The following is an 18983-nucleotide window of genomic DNA, read 5'->3' as shown; positions in this document are numbered from 1 at the left end:
AGGATCAGAAAGCTTGTTTGAATCGATGTATTTCATCCGCAGATTATGCACGAATGCTAAGAAATCCGGAGTGCAAATATTAACCAAAAAGAAGATCGTTTTTTGATTTATGAAAGAGATCTAATATAAAATCGATTTGTTATTAAATAATACTATTTTAAATAAAAATCATGGATTTGATTTATATATAAATTCACCTTTATTTTAATCGTGTAATTTTATTTAAAATATATTTTTATTTTAAACTAAATATTGGAACGATATTTGCTAACTATAAATAGAAAATTGCATTTATGCAGAATAATTTTATTTTTTTATAAATTAGATCAAATTTTAATATTTTAGGTGGAATGAAATGATGCAAAAGAAAAGCTTTGTAACCCGTTTAAAAAAGATGGCACTGATATTTAGCGCAGCAGGTCTCTGTGGTGCAGGCTTGATAACTCAGCTACACGCCGCAGATAAAGCAGCCTTTGTATACATTGGCCCAACTAGTGATCATGGATGGACCTATTCACATGATCAGGGGCGCATTAAAGCTCAAAAGGCATTAGCTGGAAAATATACAACCACACATATTGAAAATGTCCCTGAAACCGCCGATGCCGAACGTGTAATCCGAAATTTAGCGCAACAGGGCAATAAAGTTATTTTTGGGACGTCTTTTGGTTATATGAACCAAATGGAAAAAGTGGCAAAACAATTTCCAAATACCGTCTTTATGCATGCGACAGGTTATAAACAAGGCAAAAATCTTGGGGTTTATGACGTACGTACTTATGAAGGTGCATACATGCTCGGTGTTGTCGCAGGACAGCAAACGAAAAGCAACATCTTAGGTGTCGTTGGTTCATTTCCAATTCCAGAAGTTATACGCAATATCAATGCTTACACACGTGGTGCACAAAGCGTCAATCCTAAAATTAAAACCAAAGTGATTTGGGTCAATTCATGGTTTAACCCAGGCAAAGAACGTGATGCAGCTTTAGCACTGATTTCTCAAAAAGCAGATGTGTTGATGCAAAACACCGATTCTCCAGCCGTGGTGCAAGCAGCACAACAAAAAGGCGTATATGCCTTTGGTTGGGACTCAGATATGAGCAAGTTTGGACCTAAAGCTCAATTGGCGGCTTCAGTGTTGCACTGGGAAAAAATCTATACCCCAGTCATGCAGCAAGTTGCAAATAAAACATGGAAACCAAGTGCAATCTGGTACGGCGTGAAACAAGATGCGGTCAAAATTGAAGCCTTTGCACCATTTTTAGCACCTGCCGTTAAGCAAAAAGCCTTAGGCGTACAAACCGCAATTCAAACTGGAAAATTACATCCATTTGCAGGCCCTGTATATAAACAAGATGGCAGTTTAGCGCTCGCTCAAGGTAAAAACATGAGTGATGCTGATCTCAACAAAATGAATTATTACGTGAAAGGCGTAGAAGGGGTTTTACCTAAATAATTTTGAAACATACAAGCTGTGACCAAAAGTGCATCTCACTTTTGGTCTTATATATTTACGTTGAAGAGAGCTTAAGTTATGAATGCATTTCAACAAGAACCTGCAAACCCATTCGATCGAACTGAGCATAAAAATGTCATTCCTCGTCTTGAGCTCATTAATATTTGTAAGAGCTATAACTCACTCAAAGCCAATCATCAAATTCATTTAACGGTTCAGCCCGGTGCCATCCACGCCATTTTGGGAGAAAACGGTGCGGGTAAAAGTACTTTGATGAAAATCATATATGGGGCAACACGTGCAGATGAAGGCCAAGTCATTTGGAATGGCAAAGAGGTCAATATTGATAGCCCATCAGCCGCAAGAAAGCTGGGTATTGGTATGGTATATCAGCATTTTTCACTATTTGAAACCTTAACCGTTGCTGAAAATATTCTGTTGGGACTCGACGAAAAAGTAGATTTAAAACAATTGCATGAACGTATCGTTGCCGTGTCTGAACAATATGGATTACGTGTAGACCCACGTCGTGAAGCCTTTTCTTTGTCAGTGGGTGAGCGTCAACGCGTCGAAATTATTCGCTGTTTATTACAAAATCCATCCTTAATCATTTTAGATGAGCCGACATCGGTACTTACACCTCAGGCGGTCAAGCAATTATTTAAAACCTTGAAATTACTGGCTTCTCAGGGCGTATCTATTTTATATATCAGTCATAAATTACATGAAATTAAAGAACTTTGTGATGAAGCGACGATCTTAAGAAACGGTCTGGTGACAGGACATGTCTATCCAAAAGATCAGTCAACCAGTGACTTAGCGCGTTTAATGATTGGTCGAGATTTGCCAACTTACCAACATGTGGATTTTTCTGGTCAAAAACAACAGCTTTTCTCTGTTGATGATTTGAATTACGAATCTGAAGATCCATTTGGGGTGTCGCTCAAACATATCCAACTGGATTTGTATGGTGGTGAAATTTTAGGAATTGCAGGTATTTCGGGCAATGGCCAAGCGGAACTGCTGTCTTTACTTTCAGGTGAGCAAGTTTCAGTAAAAGGCAGCATTGTTTTTCAAGGTGTCGATATTTCACTGCAAAGTGCAGGACTGCGCCGTGATCAAGGGTTGGGCTTTGTACCTGAAGAGCGTTTGGGACGAGGTGCTGTTCCAAATATGACGCTGTCACAAAACGGTTTATTAACCGCTTTTCGTAAAGAATTAAGCGATTGGGGTCTAATCAATTTTACAAAAATGCGCGCCTTTGCAGAGCAGTGTATTGAAAAATTTGGCATCAAAGCCTCAGGTGCTGATGCTGAAGCTCGATCACTTTCGGGCGGGAATTTACAGAAATTCATTGTCGGACGTGAAATTCTACAAAACCCCAAAGTGCTGATTGTATCGCAACCAACATGGGGCGTTGATGTAGGCGCAGCAATGTTTATTCGACAAACCCTGATCGATCTATCACGACAAGGGGTTGCAATATTGGTGATCTCTGAAGAATTAGAAGAACTGTTTGAGATAAGTGACAGAATTTGCGTACTTGCCGCAGGGCAGCTGTCAAAACCGATGAAAACCACGGATACCAATGCCGAGCAAATCGGTCTATTGATGTCGGGTATTTCCAATACTTCAAACTCTACAGAAATGTCCCTGAATCAGGCACATACCTAGCAATGAAAGGATAAATCCATGCATTTATTAGAACCTAGAGAGCATCCCTCTCAAATGATGAAATGGCTGTCTCCGATTAGTGCGCTTTTGGCAATGTTGGTGGTGGGCAGTCTGTTATTTTTAGCCTTAGGTGTTGATCCGCTCAATGCGCTGTATATCTTTTTTATCGAGCCTTTAACCTCGATCTATAGCTTAAGTGAACTTGCGATAAAAGCTTCACCCCTGATTTTAATTGCGTTGGGTTTAGCCATTGGTTTTCGTGCCAAATTATTCAACATCGGGGCCGAAGGTCAGCTGATCATGGGCGCTATTTTTGGTGGTGGTATCGCAATTTTATTTCACGAACAAATGGGCTGGTGGATATTACCGCTCATGGTGCTGATAGGGGCAATTGGTGGCGCATTGTGGGGACTCATTCCGGCATTACTCAAAACGCACTTTAATGCTGAAGAAACCCTGACGACGCTCATGATGAATTATGTGGCCTTATTTATTCTTTTATATCTGGTCAATGGGCCGTGGCGTGATCCTGATGGCATGAATTTTCCTCAATCGGTCATGTTTAGTGAGTCAGCGACATTGCCCTTAATTTGGGAAGGGACTCGAGTCAACGCATCTATTTTCATCACGATCATTGCTGTGGTGATATTTTGGATTTTTATTCGTAAAAGTTTAACTGCTTACAAACTTGAAGTAAGTGGGCAAGCACCATTGGCCGCGAAATATGCAGGATTTTCATCTAAAAAGGCCATTTGGCTCAGCTTAGGTTTATCAGGATTGATGGCGGGGATTGCAGGCATCTGTGAAGTTGCAGGGCCTATTGGACAGTTAAATCCAAACATTTCTCCGGGCTATGGTTATGCAGCCATTATTGTGGCGTATTTAGGTCGTTTAAACCCAATTGGAATCGTTCTTTCAGGTTTATTGATGGCACTGATTTATTTGGGTGGGGAAATGGCACAAATGCAGCTGCAACTTCCGGTTGCGATTACAGGTATCTTCCAAGGCTTATTGTTATTTTTCCTTTTAGCTTCAGATGCCTTGATTGAAAACCGCTATCGTTTTGCACCGAAAAAAAATAAAACGCTGACAGATCGTCAAGCGACTACGGCTTAGATTGAGGAGAAATGTATGAGCATTGAAATTACAGCCATTTTAGCTGGCACGATCGCCGCAGCAACGCCACTCATTTTTGCAGGTCTTGGTGAATTAGTCGCAGAACGGACAGGGGTCATTAACCTCGGTGTAGAAGGCATGATGTTGGTTGGTGCCATTGCTGGCTTTGCCTTCGCTGCACAATATGATGCGAGTGTGGCAAGTGCCTTAATGGTCGGTGGACTTGCAGGCACAATGATGGCACTGATTTTTGCATTTTTTACCCTCTCCTTAAGTACCAACCAATCCGCTTGCGGGTTAGCACTCACAATTTTCGGTATCGGAATTTCAGCATTTATAGGACAAAACTACGTGAGTATGGCATTGCCCGGCTTGCAGGGTTTAGACATCCCACTTTTAAGTGAAATACCTGTCTTAGGGCCTATTTTATTTCAGCATAACTATGTTGTGTATTTGTCCATGTTGGCGTTTGTGATTATTTGGTGGGTACTCACAAAAACTCGCCTTGGTCTGCTACTAAAAGCAGTGGGCGAGTCACCAGAAAGTGCGCATGCTATGGGCTATAACGTCTTAGCGATTCGCTACTGTGCGGTTCTTTTTGGTGGTGCTATGGCTGGAGTAGGTGGCGCATTTTTATCGACAGTCTATACCCCGATGTGGATTGAGAACATGGTGGCAGGTCGTGGTTGGATTGCGATTGCATTGGTGGTCTTTGCAACATGGAAACCTACCCGTTTAATGCTCGGAGCTTATCTATTTGGTGGCGTTACGATCCTTCAGTTCCATGCCCAAGCATTAGGTTTAAATGTGCCGAATGAATCGCTTTCTGCACTTCCATATGTGGCAACGATTGTGGTTTTAGTGCTGATTTCTCGTAATAAAAAACATCTAAAACTGAATTTACCAGCTTCACTTGGGAAAACCTTCAGCCCTTAATTTTGGCCAATAACACAATGTTCAAAGGAGCAAACGAATGAAATTACTGAGTGCAGGCCATGTATTAACTATGAATTCGTCCTTAGACTATATTCAAGATGGGGCAGTATTAGTCAAAGGCCAAGTGATACAAGCAATTGGCAAGAGAGAAGAGCTTTTAAAGCAGTTCCCAGATGCGATACATGAGCATTTTCCCAATGGATTGTTGATGCCAGGTTTAATCAATACACATTGTCATTCGGGCTTACTTCGCGGCACCGCGGAGGGCTTACCTGTTTGGGACTGGTTACAACAATTTATTGATCCCATGCACCGAGTGTTATTACCCGAAGATGCAAAATTGGCTTCCTATTTATGTTATGCCGAAGCGCTGCTGTCAGGAACGACTACGATTGTCGATATGTGGCGCTATATGGATGGCAGTGCAGAAGCAGTCGAAGACTTAGGGATTCGAGCTGTATTGGTTCCGTATGTCGCAGAACATCCAGACCATAATTATTTTGAAACACTAGATAGTAATGAAGCGCTGATTCAACGATGGCACATGCGAGCAGAAGGGCGTATTCAGGTCTGGGTGGGACTAGAACACTTATTTTATGCAGAAGATCAGGCCTTAGGTCGTATCCAAAAAATGTGTCAGGACTATCAAACTGGATTTCACACCCATAGTAATGAAAGCAAGTTTGATGTCGTAGAAAATCTGAAACGTTATGGCATGCGGCCTGTTCAGACCCTTGAAAAATTAGGCATGCTCGATGTGCCTCAATGCTTACTGGCGCATTGTGTATGGTTAGATGATGACGAAATTCAGCTGCTTAAACATTATCACGTTGGGGTTGCGCATAACCCCATTTCAAATATGAAACTTGCCTCAGGCGCTGCATCTGTGACTCAATTGCTCAAACAAGGCGTTGCCGTGGGTTTAGGTACAGATGGTGAAAAGGAAAATAACAATTTAGATTTATTTGAGGAAATGAAAACAGCTTCGTTATTGGCTAAATTTTCAAATTTAGATGCAGCGGCTTTAGATTCATGGTCAGTTTGCCAAATGGCGACTCGAGATGGAGCACGTGCATTAGGACTTGAGCAACAAATTGGCTCAATCGAAGTTGGTAAGCAGGCGGATTTAATCGTAGTAAACACGGCTACACCACGCATGACACCTTTAATAAACCAAGGCAGTTTATTTAATTTACATACAAACTTGGTCCATGCGGTTCAGGGCCAAGATGTCGTGATGACGATGGTTGCAGGAAAAGTTTTGGTCAAAAATGGTCAACTGCTTAATGCAGACTTACAACAATTTATTGACCAAATTAATTTTGCCGCACCTGCATTATTTAAACGTCGTTCTGACTGGCTCAGTTTACGCGGTGCAGCAGTCAATGAGTTGCAAAGAACCTAAAACTTTCAACACATAAAACATAAAGCCCAAATCAATTTGGGCTTTATGTTTTTTAAATTTTATCGAAGAACAATATGCAGGATTTAAGCACTGATAAAAGAGATGAGTGTTTGGTTAAATGCATCAGGCTGTTCAATGTTTGAAATATGCGATGCATTAATTTCAAATAATTGGCTATTTGCGATGCGTTCTTGCATGAATTGACCATCTACAACTGTAGTTACAGGGTCTTGTTGACCTGCAATAATCAATACCGGTATGCGAATAGACGAGATTTCATTGCGCAAATCCGCTTTAGCCAAAGCTTCACAACAACTTGCATAACCTTCTGGGCTGCCAGCTCCGAGGTCGTTACTCAAAGATTGTACAGTTGCTGTGTTACTTTGGATAAAGGGTTCTGTAAACCATCGTGATGCTGCCGTTTCTGCAATTGGTTCCAGACCTTGTTGACGGACTAATTGCGCACGTTCATTCCAAGCTGATTCTTGCCCAATTTTTGCAGCGGCATTGCATACAATGACATGGTTAAAGCGTTCAGGATGATGTTTTGCAAGCCATTGGCCTGTTAAACCACCCATCGATATTCCACAAAATGTGGCTTGTTGAATATTTAAATGATCCAATAAATGGATGACATCTGTACCCAATTGATCAAGGCTATATGGCCCTTGAGGGGCAGAAGATGCACCATGACCACGTGTATCATAACAAATCACAAAATAATCCTGCTGTAGTGCCTCTATCTGAGGCTGCCACATGCTGAACTTTGTGCCTAAAGAATTAGAAAACACAATCGCAGGTCGTGTGTGGTCACCAAAGGTTGCGTAATTAATCGTTGCATCATTGGATATAAATGTAGGCATGTTTTGAATCCTTAATTTTATAAATCCCCCTAAATCCCCCCTTTGATAAGGTGGACTTTTATTGAGGATTAAACACGTTCAATAATCAAAGCGATGCCTTGACCGACACCAATGCACATCGAACAGAGGGCATATTGACCTGAAATTGCCTCAAGTTGATTTAACGCAGTCGTAACTAAACGGGCTCCAGATGCACCTAAAGGATGCCCCAAAGCAATAGCGCCACCATTTGGATTGACATGTTTAGCACCATCTTCTAAACCTAGTTCACGGGTTACCGCTAAGGCTTGAGCTGCAAAAGCTTCATTCAGCTCGATTACATCCATTTGTTCAAGGCTTAGACCTGTTTGAGCTAATAGCTTTTTGATGGCAGGCGCAGGACCAAAGCCCATGATTTTGGGTTCAACACCCACCACCGTTGCCGCAATAATTTTGGCCCGTGGCTTTAACTTAAATTTATTGACAGCATCATCTGAAGCAATCAGTAGTGCAGCCGCACCATCATTGATTCCTGAAGCATTACCCGCAGTTACCGTACCATCTGCTTTCACCACAGGTTTGAGTTTTGCCAAACCTTCTGCTGTCGTCGATGCACGTGGATGCTCATCTGTATCGACTATCAGTGGGTCGCCTTTACGCTGTGGAATGACGACAGGGATGATTTCTTTCTCAAAAAAATCATTGGCCTGTGCAGCGGCTGTACGGCGCTGACTTTCTAAGGCAAAAGCATCTTGATCAGCACGGTTAATGTTGAATTGTTCTGCCACATTTTCAGCGGTTTGAGGCATGGTTTCCACGCCATACATTTGCTTGAGTATTGGATTGATAAAACGCCAACCCATGGTGGTGTCTTCAATCTTTTGACTGCGTCCATAAGCACTTTCCGATTTACCCATAACAAAGGGCGCACGGGACATACTCTCTACACCGCCGGCAATAATTAAGTCTGCTTCATTTGCTTTAATTGCACGGGCTGCCATCGCAATCGCATCAAGTGATGAACCACAAAGTCGGTTTACAGTTGTAGCAGGAACTTGAAAAGGTACACCTGCAAGTAGCGACGACATTCGTGCAACATTACGGTTATCTTCACCGGCTTGGTTCGCGCAGCCGTAAATCACGTCATCCACTGACTCCCAAGCAATACTTGGATTTCGCTGCATCAGTGCCTTAATGGGTAAGGCACCGAGGTCGTCGGTACGCACTGCTGCCAAACCGCCCGCATAGCGACCGAAAGGGGTGCGAATAGCATCGATGATGTATGCGTTTTTCATATTGTTTATTTCCAAATCTTTTGACCTCCCTTAATCCCTCCTAAAAGGAGGGAGACTTTCCAATCTTACTTAAATGTCGATGGATTAATGTCCCCCGTTGAAAAAGGGGGATTTAGGGGGACTAATAATTCATTCTGTATTAACTTGATGTCCCATCCACGAGCTTCGCACCTGTCATTGACTGCAATTCGTCAAAGCTCAAGCCCTCGACTTTTTCAATCACTTTCAAACCTTCAACCGTCACATCAATGACGCACAAATCTGTGTAAATACGATCGACACATTGCAGTCCTGTGGCAGGGTATGACAACTCAGCGACAATTTTCGGTTCACCTTTTTTGGTCACATGGTCTGTAGTAATAAAGACTTTTTTTGCCCCAACAGCCAAATCCATTGCACCACCTACAGCAGGAATTGCATCTGGCGCGCCAGTATGCCAATTTGCTAAGTCACCATTTTGGGCAACCTGAAAAGCGCCTAGTACTGCAATATCTAAATGACCGCCACGCATCATGGCAAAAGAGTCGCCATGGTGAAAAAAGCAGCCACCCGTCTGCATAGTAACAAACTCTTTTCCTGCATTAATTAATTCAGGGTCTTCTTCGCCTTTAGCCGGAGGAGGACCAAAAGCTAAAAGGCCATTTTCTGAATGTAGAAAAACATCTTTGTCTGTTGGCAAATAATTTGAAATTTTGGTGGGTAAGCCAATGCCTAAATTGACATAAGCGCCATCTGGAATATCTTGCGCAACACGTTCTGCAATTTGATCACGGGTTAATTTGATATAGCTCATGGTTCTTTCCTCACGTGATTTATGCAGATTGCTCAAGCAGTGCAGGTTGAACAGCCACAACATGTTGTACAAAGATGCCAGGGGTAATAATGTGCTCTGGGTCTAATGCACCAAGTTCAACCACTTCTGAGACTTGTGCAATTGTCACATCTGCTGCCATGGCCATAATGGGGCCAAAGTTACGCGCTGATTTGTTGTAGACCAAGTTGCCCCAGCGGTCGCCCTGATGAGCTTTGATTAAAGCAAAATCGGCTTTAATTGGATTTTCGAGGACAAAATCTTTGCCTTCATAATTGAGGGTAGGTTTGCCTTCTGCCAGCAACGTACCGAAACCTGTTGGTGTATAAATTGGACCCAACCCCATACCTGCAGCCTGAATACGGCAAGCCAAATTACCTTGCGGTACAAGCTCAAGTTCTATCTTTCCTGCACGATATAATTCATCGAACACCCAAGAGTCGGATTGGCGAGGGAAAGAACAAATCATCTTACGGACAGCACCAGCTTTGAGTAATTTAGCAAGTCCATAGTCACCATTACCTGCATTGTTGTTGACGATGATGAGATCTTTGATGCCAAGTTCAATCAGTCCATCAATCAGTTCAGCAGGCTGACCAGCCGTACCGAAGCCGCCAATCATAATGGTAGATCCATCCTTAATTTGAGAAAGTGCTTCTGTTAAGGAAGCGGTACTTTTATCAATCATGCTACGATCCTTCATCAAGAACGATAAAACTATTTACCTGACTAACCACTTCAGTCATACAAGGCAGATAATCTTTTATTTCAAATATTTACAAACTTAAAAATGCATATAAATGGATTCTAATCATGTGCTACACAATTGGAATCCAATCACATCAGCTGTCATCACCACGAACAGAAGAGGGATGACGATTTAAAGCCATAACTTCAATATTCATATACGGGTAAAGGGGAAGCCCTTGTAAAATGTTGTGTAACTCTTCATTGCTTTCAACATCAAAAATACTGATATTTGAATATTGACCGGTAATGCGCCAGATATGACGCCATTTGCCTTGACGTTGTAAATCTTGTGAATAAGCCTTTTCTACAGCTTTAATTTCATTGGCTTTTTCGACTGGCATATCTAATGGAATATTGACATCCATGCGTACTTGGAAAAGCATTTCTTACTCCTAGCTAAATGTTATTTGCGACGTAAGTCATCAATTTTGTTTTCATCAATTTCAATCCCTAAACCTGCCGTGGTTGGAATCTTGAGTTCGAAATCTTGATATTGAAGTGGGGTTTTTAAAATTTCTTCAGTCAACAGCAATGGACCAAAAAGCTCTGTGCCATAAGCTAAATTGTCAAATGTAGAAAATGCATGTGCCGATGCAATAGTGCCCACAGGGCCTTCAAGCATGGTTCCACCATATAAATCGATACCCGCAAGTTTGGCGATTTTAGAAACCTCACAGCCTTCGATTAAACCACCAGACTGTGCAACTTTGACTGCAAAAACAGAGGCAGAATTGTGCCGCGCAAGTTGATATGCCGTTTGCGGACCCATCAATGATTCATCTGCCATAATGGCTATATCAAAACGACGAGTTAAACGGCGCATCGCGTCAATGTTATCGATCGCGCAAGGCTGCTCAATCAGGTCAACACCACCATCTTGTAACAATTGGATGCCTTTAATGGCATCTAATTCAGACCATGCACGGTTAACATCCACACGGATAGAAATGTCCGCACCTAACGCTTTTTTAATGGCTAAAACATGTTCAACGTCGGCTTCAACGGGGCGTGAACCGATTTTAAGTTTGAAAATATTGTGTTGTTTTGCCGCAATCATTTTTTGTGCTTCGGCAATGTCTTTTTCCGTATTGCCAGATGCAAGTACCCAAAGAACAGGCAAGCTGTCACGTAAACGACCGCCCAATAATTCACTCAAAGGCAGATTTAAACGCTGCGCCAAAATATCGAGTAGAGCCGTTTGAATGGCACATTTAGCAAAGCGATTGCCGTTAATATTACGTTTAATGGCTTGCATGGTTTGAGCTACATTCAAACCAGTGAGGGTTTTCAGTAAAGGACTAAAATAAGTTTCAATATTGGTACGAATGCTTTCAGGGCTTTCTTCACCATAGCCTAGACCACCAATCGTCGTCGCTTCACCCCAACCGATATAACCATCTTCGGTGGTGATTTTAATCAAAACAAGGGTTTGCGTTTGCATGGTTGCAACAGCCATCTTGTGCGGACGGACTGTTGGGATTTCCACGAGCAGGGTTTCAATCGACTTATACATCTTGCGTATTTCTTATCTATCCAACTATTTATATACCCTAATTTAATGTAATATCTTTAACTAGAGCGATTTTGGTATTTTTAGATACTTAAAAGGTATATAAATGGAATTAAGGCACTTACGTTACTTTGTCACTGTGGTTGAAGAGCAAAGTATTACCAAGGCAGCAGAAAAATTATGTATTGCTCAGCCGCCTTTGAGCCGCCAAATTCAAAAGCTTGAAGAAGAACTGGGCATTACCTTGTTTGAGCGTGGTTCTAGACCCGTGAAAACCACAGAAGCTGGTATGTTCTTTTATGAGCATGCTGTGCAGATATTGACGCATACCGCCCAGGCCACAACCATGGCACAGCGAATTAATGCCGTCGATAAAACTGTCCGCATTGGTTATGTCAGTTCGCTTTTATACGCATTATTGCCGCAAATTATCTATTTATTTCGACAACGTAACCCAGATATTCATGTTGAACTCATAGAATGTGGCACACGCGACCAGATTGAAGCCTTAAAAACCGGTCGAATTGATATTGGTTTTGGACGACTTCGATTAACCGATCCGTCCATTAAACGTGTTTTATTAAGAAAAGAAGCGCTACGTTTAGCTATTCATAAAAACCATCATTTGGCTGAATTTAAAGACAAAGGCATTTATCTTTCTCAAATTTTAGATGAACCAATTTTTGCCTATCCAACGACACCGAAACCGAATTTTTCCACGCTCATTCAATCGATATTTACCGAATTAGGACTTGTACCTAAACTTTTAACCGAAGTGCGTGAAATTCATATGGCTTTGGGCTTAGTGGCGTCGGGAGAGGGCATTTCCTTGATTCCTGAAAGTGCCAGTGATATTGGCATGAAAAATTTGATGTACATCCCAATCTTAGATTTGGAAGCCTATAGTCCAATCTCTTTGTCGGTACGCAATATGGATCATAGTAATTACATTCCAAAGATACTGGATTGCATTCGTGAAGTCTTCGTTGAAGAAAATATCGACTTACGCGCTATCGATGCAGATGCATAACTAAATTAAGGTTTCATGATCAATGCTGCATAAGATCCGCTGTTCAATGATAGAGTCTTATGGAACATCAACAAATTTAGCCCAAAGCATCCTGATAAATACAAGATTGTGCTATTTCAAAAACCTTTTCATCTTCAATATTTAATTGATCGTATTGCTGCATTTTTTGAATCATCCATTCAAAGTCTGAAGTTTGTGGCGCTTGGGTCTTGCCAAAATTTTGAATGATGCTTTTGATCCGATGAAAAGCCTCGACGTGAATCTGCTCAGAACAATCAAAACGGATGATGTGATATTGCTTTAACAAAGAAAATATTTCTGAGAAATGTGTTTGTTGAAGTAGATCGTTTTGTGCTTTTTGGATGGCAAGATTGATTGCGTTTAAGGTATTAGGATGTTTTTCTGCCCAATCATGGGTAAAAGCCAAAACTTTATCTGGAATATGATCAATAATATCTTGGCTATTGACGATAATACGACTATAGCCTTGTATTTCAGCTTGCGTATTCCACGGCTCTCCGACACAAAATACATCAATTCGTTGCGTTGATATTGCTTCGACCATATAAGGCGGTGGTAAAGTTGAAAACGTTTGCGTTTGAGCAATTTCTGTGTCTGCAAGTGCCAGCCATTCTCTTAGAATATAATGATGAATCGAATGCTGAAAAACATGCGCCAACTGAATCGTTTGATTCTGTTTTATCGCAGATACGATTTTCTCTGCTGAATTAATTGGTAGATCTAAAGCATGGATATTTAATTCATAGCACAGCTTTTGACTCAAACTAATATAAGCGCAGTTAGTACTGAGTGTAAGAGAGGTTTGTAAGGGGATGCCGAGATGGTCTTTGCCCGTCACAGACGCAGGCAGCATGGCCGATAAACAGTGTGCTACATCTAAAAAACCAAAAGCTAGACGGTCGCGTAAACTTGCCCAAGATGGTTCTTGAGTCAGCGTGACGTTCAACCCTTGTTCCGCAAAATAACCTTGATGTTCTGCCCAGAGCAAAGCAACACAGTCAAGTAAAGGAATATAGCCCAATTGAATATCAGTTTTTTCAAGCTTTTGCATGGTTTATTCCTTAAATTGAGACTGTAACAGCGCTTGCGCATCAAGCAGTCGGCGCGCCATTTCACCCATCGTCATACGGTGACTCATGGCATTTTTTCTCAGCAAATTAAATGCTTGATCTTCGGTTAAACCATGCATTTGTATTAAAAGCACTTTGGCTTTTCCAATATCTTTTCGATCGGCCAGTTTGCACTTGGTTTCAGCCAAATCATTCAGCAGTTTTTTATGCTTTTTATATTGTTCAATCGAAATTTCTAAAATGCTATTCAAACGTGCAGGGTCAATACCATCGACAATATATGCCGTGACACCCGCATCAATCGCGCTTCGGATGATTTCAAGACTCGAATTTTTAGTGAACAGAACAGTCGGTAAGTCAAATTGGCTGACACAGCTTTCAATGACATCGCGATGTGGATGATCCATATCCAATAAAATCACATCTGCCTGAATATTTTGCAGATATGACATATTTAAATGATCAATCATGAAACTGGCGACCACATCAAAGTCATGTTGAATTAATGAGGCTTGAATAAATTCAGCGCGTTCTTGATCATCATCAATTAGGGCTATTTTTAGTTTTGGCATGCAAACGCTCAGACAGAGCCAAACAAATACGTATTGAGTTTTCTAAGCAATTTAAATGCCAAATTTTAAGACAATACAAAATATAAATCTGCTTCTAAATTTTAGCTTGGTTATATGCACATTTTAAAATTGAACCATTTCCGTGCACTGATCTTGTGCAGGGCTGAACCACGTTTGAACATTCAGCCGCATCTCTATAGGCATATTGACTATCTATTTACCTTAATTCGCTTATTTTCGGATAGATCGGCGCTCAATGCTTAAATATAGAGATGAAATTTACGATTGAAATAAAAACTTGGCACGTATCGTGCTTAATACTTATTGAGTCAAAGAAGACTCTAAAAATTTGTTAGACGGCCAACGACGTCCGTTCTGATCGACTCTGTTATGTGTTAGCGACATAACCGAGTAATTCATGCGTTCAGTTCAGTCAGGAGAAGGTTATGTCTTCAAATTTAAATGCCAAAAAAGCCACAAAAATAAGTCTATTTAATTTTTCTTCAGCAGCAATGCGGGCCTTCCACATGAGTTGGCTCGCATTCTTTGTTTGCTTCTTTGCATGGTTTGCCTGTGCACCGTTGATGCCAGTGATTGCTGGCGAATTTCACCTCACGAAAGATCAAATTGCCAATATTAATATTGCCGCTGTTGCGATCACGATTTTAGTCCGTCTGATCGTTGGTCCTTTATGTGATAAATATGGCCCGCGTAAAACCTATACAGCTTTATTAATCATCGGCAGTATTCCAGTCTTTGGTGTCGCTTCTGCGAGCAGCTATGAATCCTTTCTTTTCTTCCGCTTGCTGATCGGCGCGATTGGCGCAAGCTTCGTCATCACTCAATACCATACAAGCATTATGTTTGCGCCTAATGTGGTGGGTACAGCCAATGCTGCAACAGCAGGCTGGGGCAATGCAGGCGGCGGTGCAACTCAAGCCCTTATGCCTTTACTGCTTGGCGCACTCGTTATGTTTGGTGTAGAGCAAGCGATGGGCTGGCGTATTGCGCTGATTGTACCCGGTGTGATGATGCTGATTGTTGGTGCGCTTTACTGGAAGTTCACACAAGACTGTCCGCAAGGCAACTTTAAAGAACTTCGCGAACAAGGCATCAGTGTTGGCAGTGACAAAAAAGGCGGCTTGGCAATTCTAATGCATGCAGCACGCAATTACCGTGTATGGATTCTATTTGGCGCTTACGCAGCTTGTTTCGGTATTGAAATCTTTATTCACAACATTGTAGCAATGTACTACGTCGACCATTTCAGCTTTGGATTAAAAGAGGCGGGTATGGCAGCAGGTATCTTTGGTTTGCTTGCATTGTTTGCTCGTGCGCTTGGCGGCATTGTTTCGGACAAAGTAGCGACTAAAAAAGGCTTAGATGGCCGTACCAAAGTGTTATTTGCCATGATTCTGCTAGAAGGCTTATTCCTGATTGTCTTCTCACAAATGAATACTGCAGTGCTTGCAATCCTTGCAATGACAGTCTTTGCGCTCTTCACACATATGGCTTGCGGTGCTACCTATGCGCTGGTGCCATTCATTGACCGTGATGCTTTAGGCGGTGTTGCAGGCATTATCGGTGCAGGCGGTAACGTAGGTGCAGTGGCTGCAGGCTTCTTGCTTAAAGGCATGCTGGATATTCAAACCACGCTTATGGTGTTGGGCGGTCTAGTGGTTATCGCTGCAAGCTGTGTACTGATGATCCGCTTCTCTGTAGAGCATAAAGAAAAAGAACAGCGCCTATTTGAACAAGCTGTAAATGAACGAAATTTAGCTGAAGCTCAAAACTAATACTGAAAAGTTGCCTCTAAACATCGCGATTTAGGGGTAAATAAAAAAATCTTGCGGAGAAAGAATATGAAAATCATCATGATTGGACATGGCATGGTTGGCCATAAATTTATCGAATCTGTACTGGAACACGCAGGTGATGATGTTGAATTAACCATTTTGGCTGAAGAGCCGCGTTTAGCCTATGACCGTGTGCATTTAACTGAATATTTCAGCGGTAAATCGGCTAAAGATTTAACCCTATGCCGCAGCGACTTTGCCGATGCATACGGTATAGATTTACGCCTTAGCACCAAAGCGGTTGAAATTGATCAGCGCAATAAAACGGTCACAACCAATCACGGTGATATTCTTTCTTTTGACAAGCTAGTGCTCGCAACAGGTTCATACGCTTTTGTGCCACCAATTCCAGGCAATGAACGTGAAAACTGCTTTGTGTACCGTACCATTGAAGACTTGGATGCCATCCGTGCCGCAAGCTTGAATGCTAAAACAGGTGTGGTGATCGGCGGCGGTTTATTGGGTCTGGAAGCAGCAAAAGCGCTGCGTGATTTAAACTTAGAAACCCATGTTGTTGAATTTGCACCACGCTTAATGGCAGTTCAGATTGATGATCTAGGCGGTAAAGTTTTACGCTCAAAAATTGAAAATCTAGGTGTTAAAGTCCATACGCAAAAAGCAACATCTTGCATTGAAGACGGTGCAAATACGAAGCATGTAATGAAGTTTGGTGATGGTTCTGAACTGGAAACCGACATCATCTTATTCTCTGCAGGTATCCGCCCACGCGATGAATTAGCGCGCCAAAGCGGTTTAGCCATTGGTGAGCGTGGCGGAATTGCGATTAATGACTATTGCCAAACTTCAAACCCTGACATTTATGCCATTGGTGAATGTGCGCTTTGGCAAAATAAAATTTATGGCCTGGTTGCGCCGGGCTATGACATGGCGCGTATTGCAGCAAAGCATGTGATGGAACAAAACTGCACGCTTTTCGCTGGTGCAGATATGAGCACCAAGCTGAAACTGATGGGAGTTGATGTTGCATCTGTAGGCGATGCGCATGCAATGACACCAAATTCTTTAAGCTATTTCTATGCAGATGAAGCAGCTCAGGTTTATAAAAAAATTGTCGTGAATGCAGAGAAAACTAAGCTGCTAGGTGCAGTATTGGTGGGCTGTGCTAAAGAATACAATGACCTGCTGCAAATGATGCTGAATGGCTTAGACGTTCCTGAAAGCCCAGAAAGCCTAATCATGCCTGGCTATGCACAATCTGCAGGTAAATCGGGCGGCAGCGGTGTCGATCTGTTGCCAGACAGCGCAACGATTTGTTCATGTAACAACGTCTCTAAAGCAGACATTTGTTCAGCCATTGCTGACGGATCGACTTCTTTAGGCGCATTGAAAAAATGCACCAAAGCTGCAACAGCTTGCGGCGGCTGTGCACCATTAGTCACTCAAGTACTTAAATCGGAGCTTCAGCGTCAAGGTGTAACTGTAAATAACCATTTATGTGAACACTTTGCTTATTCACGCCAAGAGCTCTATCACTTGGTACGTGTGAACGAAATCAAAACCTTTGATGACCTGATTCAACAGCATGGCCATGGTTTAGGCTGTGACATCTGTAAACCGACGGCAGCCAATATCCTAGCGTCATGCTGGAATGACTTTGTACTTAAACCAAGCCATGCGGGCCTGCAAGACAGTAATGACTACTACCTCGGCAATATCCAAAAAGATGGTTCATATTCAGTAGTACCGCGTATGGCTGGCGGTGAAGTTACTCCGGACGGATTAATTGCCGTGGGTCAAATTGCTAAAGAATATGGTCTATATACCAAACTTACAGGCGGTCAGCGTGTTGATATGTTTGGTGCACAAGTGCATCAACTGCCTGAAATTTGGGAAAAATTGATTGCTGCTGGTTTTGAGTCTGGCCATGCCTACGGCAAATCACTGCGTACGGTGAAATCTTGTGTCGGCAGTACTTGGTGCCGTTATGGCGTGGACGATTCAGTCGGCTTGGCGATTTTTTTAGAGAACCGCTACAAAGGCCTTCGCTCACCGCACAAACTGAAAATGGCTGTGTCGGGCTGTACCCGTGAATGTGCTGAGGCGCAAAGTAAAGATGTAGGCGTGATTGCGACAGAAAAAGGCTGGAACCTTTATGTATGCGGCAATGGCGGCATGAAGCCGCGTCACGCAGAGCTTTTGGCATCAGACCTAGATACCCATACTTTGATTAAATACATTGACCGTTTCTTTATGTTCTACATTCAAACAGCTGACCGTTTGCAGCGTACTTCTGTATGGCGTGACAACATGGAAGGTGGTTTAGATTACCTGAAAGATGTCGTTGTGAATGATTCGCTTGGCGTAGCTGCTGAACTTGAACGCCGTATGAGCCATGTTGTGGGTACATATCAAGATGAATGGCGTACCGCTGTAGAAGATCCTGAAGTACGTAAACGCTTTGTCACTTTCGTGAATGCAAAAGCAGAACAGCAAAATGATCCGCATATTCAGTTTGCATCCGTTCGCGGTCAAATCAGACCCAAAACAGAAGCTGAACGCGATACGACACGCATTCCAGTGGTTGAAGCTTAAGAGAATAACGAATTTAAAACTTCTTTTATTTGATTTACATCCTTATTCGGTTTCTCGCTAAGGCGAAAATGAAAAGATAGTGATCT

The 18983-nt window shown here is 42.1% G+C and carries 16 protein-coding genes; 8 read left to right on the top strand and 8 right to left on the bottom strand.

What is annotated here, in order from left to right; genetic code table 11:
• Positions 1-355: 355 nt before the first annotated feature.
• The 5 genes from FTV11_RS08715 (at position 356) to FTV11_RS08695 (ending at position 6587) form a co-directional block, all read left to right on the top strand.
• On the top strand, positions 356-1456 hold the full coding sequence (locus tag FTV11_RS08715) for a BMP family ABC transporter substrate-binding protein (protein WP_180073842.1): 1101 nt from the start codon (positions 356-358) through the stop codon (positions 1454-1456).
• A 78-nt stretch (positions 1457-1534) separates the two neighbouring features.
• Positions 1535-3130 (top strand): ABC transporter ATP-binding protein, encoded by a 1596-nt coding sequence (locus tag FTV11_RS08710; RefSeq protein ID WP_180073841.1) that lies wholly within the window; start codon positions 1535-1537, stop codon positions 3128-3130.
• Between the two features lie 18 nt (positions 3131-3148).
• Complete coding sequence (locus FTV11_RS08705) at positions 3149-4246, top strand: ABC transporter permease (RefSeq protein WP_180073840.1); 1098 nt, start codon at positions 3149-3151, stop codon at positions 4244-4246.
• 15 nt (positions 4247-4261) lie between these two features.
• Positions 4262-5182: an ABC transporter permease gene (locus FTV11_RS08700; protein WP_180073839.1), complete on the top strand. Its 921-nt coding sequence runs from the start codon at positions 4262-4264 to the stop codon at positions 5180-5182.
• A gap of 37 nt (positions 5183-5219) precedes the next feature.
• Positions 5220-6587, top strand: a complete 1368-nt coding sequence (locus tag FTV11_RS08695) for an amidohydrolase family protein (protein ID WP_180073838.1) — start codon at positions 5220-5222, stop codon at positions 6585-6587.
• An 83-nt stretch (positions 6588-6670) separates the two neighbouring features.
• Here the strand turns inward: FTV11_RS08695 and pcaD are convergent, their stop codons facing one another.
• The 6 genes from pcaD to FTV11_RS08665 form a co-directional block, all read right to left on the bottom strand.
• Positions 6671-7450 carry a 3-oxoadipate enol-lactonase gene (gene pcaD, locus FTV11_RS08690; protein WP_180073837.1) on the bottom strand — a complete coding sequence of 260 codons (780 nt, stop codon included), beginning with the start codon at positions 7448-7450 and terminating at the stop codon, positions 6671-6673.
• A gap of 68 nt (positions 7451-7518) precedes the next feature.
• Positions 7519-8724, bottom strand: coding sequence for a 3-oxoadipyl-CoA thiolase (gene pcaF / locus FTV11_RS08685; RefSeq protein WP_180073836.1), 1206 nt, complete (start codon positions 8722-8724; stop codon positions 7519-7521).
• 139 nt (positions 8725-8863) lie between these two features.
• Positions 8864-9517 carry a 3-oxoacid CoA-transferase subunit B gene (locus FTV11_RS08680; protein ID WP_180073835.1) on the bottom strand — a complete coding sequence of 218 codons (654 nt, stop codon included), beginning with the start codon at positions 9515-9517 and terminating at the stop codon, positions 8864-8866.
• Between the two features lie 19 nt (positions 9518-9536).
• Positions 9537-10223: a 3-oxoacid CoA-transferase subunit A gene (locus FTV11_RS08675; RefSeq protein ID WP_180041869.1), complete on the bottom strand. Its 687-nt coding sequence runs from the start codon at positions 10221-10223 to the stop codon at positions 9537-9539.
• Between the two features lie 154 nt (positions 10224-10377).
• Entirely contained in the window at positions 10378-10668 is a 291-nt protein-coding gene (gene catC, locus FTV11_RS08670; RefSeq protein WP_180011176.1) for a muconolactone Delta-isomerase, read from the bottom strand.
• Positions 10669-10688: 20 nt separating this feature from the next.
• A complete protein-coding gene (locus FTV11_RS08665; RefSeq protein WP_180073834.1) occupies positions 10689-11798 on the bottom strand; it encodes a muconate/chloromuconate family cycloisomerase in 1110 nt (369 codons plus the stop codon).
• 103 nt (positions 11799-11901) lie between these two features.
• Here FTV11_RS08665 and catM point away from each other — a divergent pair, with 103 nt between their 5' ends.
• A complete protein-coding gene (gene catM / locus FTV11_RS08660; protein WP_180009437.1) occupies positions 11902-12825 on the top strand; it encodes a cis,cis-muconate-binding transcription regulator CatM in 924 nt (307 codons plus the stop codon).
• A 76-nt stretch (positions 12826-12901) separates the two neighbouring features.
• On the opposite strand, the gene FTV11_RS08655 is transcribed toward catM, so the two are convergent.
• Together FTV11_RS08655 and FTV11_RS08650 are read right to left on the bottom strand one after the other, a co-directional pair.
• Positions 12902-13897: an ABC transporter substrate-binding protein gene (locus FTV11_RS08655; protein WP_180009438.1), complete on the bottom strand. Its 996-nt coding sequence runs from the start codon at positions 13895-13897 to the stop codon at positions 12902-12904.
• A gap of 3 nt (positions 13898-13900) precedes the next feature.
• Positions 13901-14488, bottom strand: a complete 588-nt coding sequence (locus FTV11_RS08650; protein ID WP_180073833.1) for an ANTAR domain-containing response regulator — start codon at positions 14486-14488, stop codon at positions 13901-13903.
• Between the two features lie 446 nt (positions 14489-14934).
• Between FTV11_RS08650 and FTV11_RS08645 the strand changes: the two genes are divergently transcribed.
• Together FTV11_RS08645 and nirB are read left to right on the top strand one after the other, a co-directional pair.
• The gene (locus FTV11_RS08645; RefSeq protein WP_180009439.1) at positions 14935-16284 is read left to right on the top strand and encodes an MFS transporter; all 1350 of its coding nucleotides are present in this window, start codon (positions 14935-14937) and stop codon (positions 16282-16284) included.
• A gap of 66 nt (positions 16285-16350) precedes the next feature.
• Entirely contained in the window at positions 16351-18897 is a 2547-nt protein-coding gene (nirB, locus tag FTV11_RS08640) for a nitrite reductase large subunit NirB (RefSeq protein ID WP_218950117.1), read from the top strand.
• The last annotated feature ends 86 nt before the right edge of the window (positions 18898-18983 follow it).

It is taken from the genome of Acinetobacter sp. YH12231 (assembly GCF_013417755.1).
GTDB classification, from domain to species: domain Bacteria; phylum Pseudomonadota; class Gammaproteobacteria; order Pseudomonadales; family Moraxellaceae; genus Acinetobacter; species Acinetobacter amyesii.
Note: the sequence above shows the minus strand (reverse complement) of the source record. Positions and strands in the feature narration are given on the sequence as shown.

Excerpts from the sequence above, each read along its gene's own strand:
- FTV11_RS08715 (WP_180073842.1), top strand. The coding sequence starts at position 356 with ATGATGCAAAAGAAAAGCTTTGTAACCCGTTTAAAAAAGATGGCACTG.
- FTV11_RS08710 (WP_180073841.1), top strand. The coding sequence starts at position 1,535 with ATGAATGCATTTCAACAAGAACCTGCAAACCCATTCGATCGAACTGAG.
- FTV11_RS08705 (WP_180073840.1), top strand. The coding sequence starts at position 3,149 with ATGCATTTATTAGAACCTAGAGAGCATCCCTCTCAAATGATGAAATGG.
- FTV11_RS08700 (WP_180073839.1), top strand. The coding sequence starts at position 4,262 with ATGAGCATTGAAATTACAGCCATTTTAGCTGGCACGATCGCCGCAGCA.
- FTV11_RS08695 (WP_180073838.1), top strand. The coding sequence starts at position 5,220 with ATGAAATTACTGAGTGCAGGCCATGTATTAACTATGAATTCGTCCTTA.
- pcaD (WP_180073837.1), bottom strand. The coding sequence starts at position 7,450 with ATGCCTACATTTATATCCAATGATGCAACGATTAATTACGCAACCTTT.
- pcaF (WP_180073836.1), bottom strand. The coding sequence starts at position 8,724 with ATGAAAAACGCATACATCATCGATGCTATTCGCACCCCTTTCGGTCGC.
- FTV11_RS08680 (WP_180073835.1), bottom strand. The coding sequence starts at position 9,517 with ATGAGCTATATCAAATTAACCCGTGATCAAATTGCAGAACGTGTTGCG.
- FTV11_RS08675 (WP_180041869.1), bottom strand. The coding sequence starts at position 10,223 with ATGATTGATAAAAGTACCGCTTCCTTAACAGAAGCACTTTCTCAAATT.
- catC (WP_180011176.1), bottom strand. The coding sequence starts at position 10,668 with ATGCTTTTCCAAGTACGCATGGATGTCAATATTCCATTAGATATGCCA.
- FTV11_RS08665 (WP_180073834.1), bottom strand. The coding sequence starts at position 11,798 with ATGTATAAGTCGATTGAAACCCTGCTCGTGGAAATCCCAACAGTCCGT.
- catM (WP_180009437.1), top strand. The coding sequence starts at position 11,902 with ATGGAATTAAGGCACTTACGTTACTTTGTCACTGTGGTTGAAGAGCAA.
- FTV11_RS08655 (WP_180009438.1), bottom strand. The coding sequence starts at position 13,897 with ATGCAAAAGCTTGAAAAAACTGATATTCAATTGGGCTATATTCCTTTA.
- FTV11_RS08650 (WP_180073833.1), bottom strand. The coding sequence starts at position 14,488 with ATGCCAAAACTAAAAATAGCCCTAATTGATGATGATCAAGAACGCGCT.
- FTV11_RS08645 (WP_180009439.1), top strand. The coding sequence starts at position 14,935 with ATGTCTTCAAATTTAAATGCCAAAAAAGCCACAAAAATAAGTCTATTT.
- nirB (WP_218950117.1), top strand. The coding sequence starts at position 16,351 with ATGAAAATCATCATGATTGGACATGGCATGGTTGGCCATAAATTTATC.